The 4,252-nt window shown below is 56.7% G+C and carries 3 protein-coding genes and 1 pseudogene; all 4 read left to right on the forward strand.

The window, feature by feature from the left end; genetic code table 11:
• Nucleotides 1-2,097 (forward strand): EndoU domain-containing protein (locus C7389_RS25785; protein ID WP_281275416.1); only part of this gene is annotated, 2,097 nt, incomplete at its 5' end.
• Nucleotides 2,098-2,103: 6 nt separating this feature from the next.
• Nucleotides 2,104-2,358 (forward strand): MafI family immunity protein, encoded by a 255-nt coding sequence (locus C7389_RS24480; protein ID WP_133595281.1) that lies wholly within the window; start codon nucleotides 2,104-2,106, stop codon nucleotides 2,356-2,358.
• A 177-nt stretch (nucleotides 2,359-2,535) separates the two neighbouring features.
• Nucleotides 2,536-3,191: pseudogene (locus tag C7389_RS24485) on the forward strand (IS5 family transposase); the annotation flags it as partial.
• A gap of 42 nt (nucleotides 3,192-3,233) precedes the next feature.
• Nucleotides 3,234-3,581 (forward strand): hypothetical protein, encoded by a 348-nt coding sequence (locus C7389_RS24490; protein WP_133595282.1) that lies wholly within the window; start codon nucleotides 3,234-3,236, stop codon nucleotides 3,579-3,581.
• Nucleotides 3,582-4,252 lie beyond the last annotated feature (671 nt).

Genomic DNA, 4,252 nt, shown 5'->3' on the forward strand with positions numbered 1-4,252 from the left:
AAGCTGGCGTGGCTGAAGGAGATGGAGAGCCGGGGCGACATCGACTGGCAGCGGGTGAAGGAAGTCCACGACCAGTGGAAGTACAGCCACTCGGGCATGGGCGCGGGGCTGGCGATCATCGTGGCCATCGTCATCGCCATCGTGACCTACGGGGCAGCCAGCGAGGCGATTGGCGCCGCTGCCACGACCACCACCACCACGGCAGCCGGTGCAGGCGCAGCTGCTGGCACGGCCAGCACCGCTTCGGCCTGGGCTGTCGGCGGCTGGGCCAATGCGGCGGCCTCGGCGAGCCTGGCCGGCATGGCGAGCAACACCGCGGTGCAATTGGGCACCACCGGCAAGGTCGACTGGGGCCAGGTACTCAAGACCGGCGCGGTCTCGGCGATCACCGCCGGGGTGAGCAACTACGGCTTCTTCGAGGGCGGGCAAAGCCTCAACAGCCTGGCGGGCCTCTCCGCTGCGCCGGGCGCGGCGGGCTCCACCACCGCCACCAGCGGGCTTTCCTTCTCGTGGGATCAACTCTATGGCGTGATGGGACGCGGCGTCGTCAATGCCGGCGTATCGAGTGCGATCCAGGGAAGCGACTTCAAGGACGGCTTCATCAACAGCGTGGTGGGCGACTACGCGGCGCTGGGCGCGAACTCCATCGGCAGCCTGTGGGGCAACGGCCAGAACCCGGTGATGCAAACGCTGGCCCATGCCGCGCTGGGGGCCGGCGCCGCAGGGCTGACGGGCCGGGACGCGGTGGCGGGGGCGATCGGCGGGTTGGTCGAATCGGGCCTGGACAACACCCTGGGGCAGTCCCTGCGGGAGTCGGGCACCGAGCTCGGCAAGTGGGACAAGCTTGCCTACATGGTGGCCGCGATGGTCGCAGGGGGCGTGGTAGCGGAGGCGGCCGGGCATGACGGGGTGACGGCCACGCAGACTGCGCAGAATGCGGCGCTCAATAACTTTCTTAACACTACAGATAAAGCACGACGGGACGAATTGCGGGCCAAGGGAGGCGCCCGTACGGAAGCAGAGAATCGTGAGCTTGCCACGCTGGAAGTATGGGACCAACTCAGCGACGAGTATTTGTGGAAGCAGCAAAACGGTATTGAACTGACCGAGCAGCAGCAGCGTAACTTGAATTTCTTCGTGAGCCGCTATGGCGATGGTCATGTGCCGATGCCATCGAACGTCGCCACGGAGGCGCAGGCGGTGTTGCTCGAAACGCCCGTGCAGTGGTCGCCTACAAAGAACTACCAATACGCCGGTAGTAGCGATGCGCAGATCGCATACATGGACGAAAATCATCCGCTGACCGCCTTGGCGAGTTGGCTGCCAGGGAGCGGGCGGACAGAGACGGCCAATGAAGTTCAGTTTGATAATGCGTTGCGCAACGGGGGTTTCCCAATCCAAGTGGCCAGTGGACTGAAAAACGACTGGCTGTTGCCGTCGAATCAGAGCGTGCTCGGCTTGGCCACGTGGTTGGATCAGTACTCGCCGGTCTATAACAGTGCAACGGGCGGTGCTTTATACGCGCTAGGAAACCTGCTTGGCGCCAGCGAAGGGACCAGCCTGATATTGGCCGGTGCCGGGCAAGTGATCGAGAGTGCCGGGATGGGATGGGGCGCAGGCGGAGCGGCAAAGCCGATCTTCCCGTCGGCGCCAGGGAGGTATCAGCCAGCGCCGGCTTATGTCACGGGGACGAAAGGTAGTCCTTCGACTCCCAGCCAGGGGGCAAAAGCGACTGGAAAGGATTATGTCGATATCCTTTCCCCTGAAGCTAAAAAACATATTTTGTATGGTGACAAGCCTGGAAGTGGTGGCCATATGTGGCCAGGGCAGCCAGGGAAGACAGCTTTCCCTCAGAGTTGGTCGGCAGATAAAATAGTTCACGAGGTTGGTGACATTGCGACGTCCCCTAATACCAAGTGGTACGCCCAAACAGGAACTGGCGGTGCTTATACAAGCAAAGGCGATCCAGCCAAATGGGTTGCTTATGAAGTGCGTGACGGAGTTCGCATGCGTGTTGTTTATCAGCCAGCCACAGGCAAGGTGATCACGGCCTTTCCCGACAACGCACCAATTCCACCCTATAAGCCCATAAAGTAGGTCTCTATGTACGCTGATCGTATTGTCAAGTTTGGAGAGCGTTTCCAGGGGCGACTAGATTCTACGCTGCTTCAGGGAGCATTAGATTATGTCGGATATAGTGAGGAGAGCCTGGCTTTCGAGATTCTGTGTGACCATATTTGCGAATATGATGTATCTATCAGTGATGAGGAATATGCCGAGGCTATTCAATTAGCCTTGGATATGGGGTTCTCTTTGGAAGAGGGGCCATTCAAGCATCTGAAGGGTTTGAAGTCATAGATTTACAGGTGGTCCAAAAACGACTGCAAATACTCCAAGTAGGGGACAGAGGTTTATTGCGGATTCTACCGGTAACACTATTGACTTAAATTATACGAAGGGGCTTACGCAAAACGAATGTGACAGTCATGGGAGCGCGTGGTGGTGTTCAGTATCCGTTGCAGGGCACGGGCATCCCCCTGGGAGGAACTTCCGCAGGAGTTGGGCTTTGGCAGTGGCATGACGTGCTGGCGGCGACTGCGCGATTGGCAACAAGCAGGTGTGTGGCACGAGTTGCACCGCAAGCTACTCAATGAACTGCGCAAGACTGACAAGCTGGACTTCAGCCGATTCAGCGTGGATGGAGCCAGCGTGCCTAGCCCCCGGGGGGCACGCACACAGGCGCCAACCCGACGGATCGGGGCAAGCTCGGCAGTAAGCGCCACCTCATCACGGACGCCCAAGGCGTCCCCATGATCTTCTGCGTCACCGGGGCCAATCGGCATGACTCGGTGGTATTTGAAGAATTGGTCGATGCCCTGCCTGCCGTGGCGGGCAAGCCAGGCAGGCCCAAGCGCTGGCCAGGTAAGTTGCATGCGGACAAGGGCTACGACTATCCCAGATGCCGCGCTCACCTCGCGCGCCGAGGCATCAAAGATCGCATCGCACGCAAGGGTATCGAGCGCAATGACCGCCTCGGGCGTCATCGCTGGGTCGTTGAGCGTACCCACGCTTGGCTGGCCGCATTCGGCAAGCTGCATACTCGCTTCGAGCGGCGCATCGACATTCATGTCGCCCTGCTTTCATTGGCATGCTCTGTCATCTGCTTGCGAACATTGGCTGCGTTTTGTTAGCCGCTCTTAGTACTATGATTCCTTTTCACTGAGGGATTTGATATGTATTTCCCTAGCACCCTCGATTTTATAGAGACCTTTGGTCTTGTGCCGGTCGAAGAAGATCCTAGTATGGCCTATTGTCGTTATTTGAAGAAAGTGCTTGGCGGAAAGTTGGAAATTGATATTTCGTTTAGCGCCGTTGCTGAATCGTTTCAGGTTGTTCTGCGTTGCAACGGGCATGACGTTATAACGGTTTCTTCGGAGAGTGTGAAGAGTATTGAGATCCGGCACGATGGCGCTGGTTCTGGAGTTAACGTGCTGTTTGATATTGATGGCGTAGCCTCGGAAGCCTGGATTGGATTGGAGCCAGAGGTGAATTGTCGATGGTGGGCATTGCGTAGCACATGACGAAATAAATAATGGTATGGAGCAGCATTGCTGAATACCTTGAAGTTTGCCCTGCGGCTAACTGCGATTCGGTAGAGGGCTCGTGCGTCTTTCTTATTAATGCCAAATTCGTATTTCTGTGCGAGGAAATGAAGCCGATAGAGTAGTAAAAATTGAAGTTCAAACTGGGTTGGATATTTTTAAGACGTTGCTGTTTTTCAAGGCGGATTGGTTGACTGCAGTATTCGGTTTTTCTATTCGAAAAATTTAAGGTTGCCCTGCCTTGGATTGTTCAATGAATAAATGTAATTGGGAAGTTATTGATGGCTTTGCCTCTCCAGATGAGTATAGAAGATTTTGTACCTGGATTGAGGGGCTGATTAATTTGGGAGAAGTGGAGCAGGTTCTTGTTGAGGAAAGCTATGTAGGGTCTGGGTTTGAGGAGAAATGGTTCAAATGTATAGCGTCATCTGAAGTCTGGAGGTTAGTGGCTCCTCAAGCCCCGTTTCGTGGTTATTTGGGGGCCGGTGTAATAAAGGTAATTCAGGCGTTCCAGCTGCCTAGATCTCTGGCAGTGTGCTGAGCGCGGGCACCGATATGCAGCTCTCTGCCGGGCGCGACCTGCTCATCGCCTCGGTGGAAGAGAGCAACAGCCGCTTCACCCAGGACAAGCGCCACACCTGGTCCAACGC

The organism is Azoarcus indigens (genome assembly GCF_004361735.1).
Lineage (GTDB): Bacteria > Pseudomonadota > Gammaproteobacteria > Burkholderiales > Rhodocyclaceae > Azoarcus > Azoarcus indigens.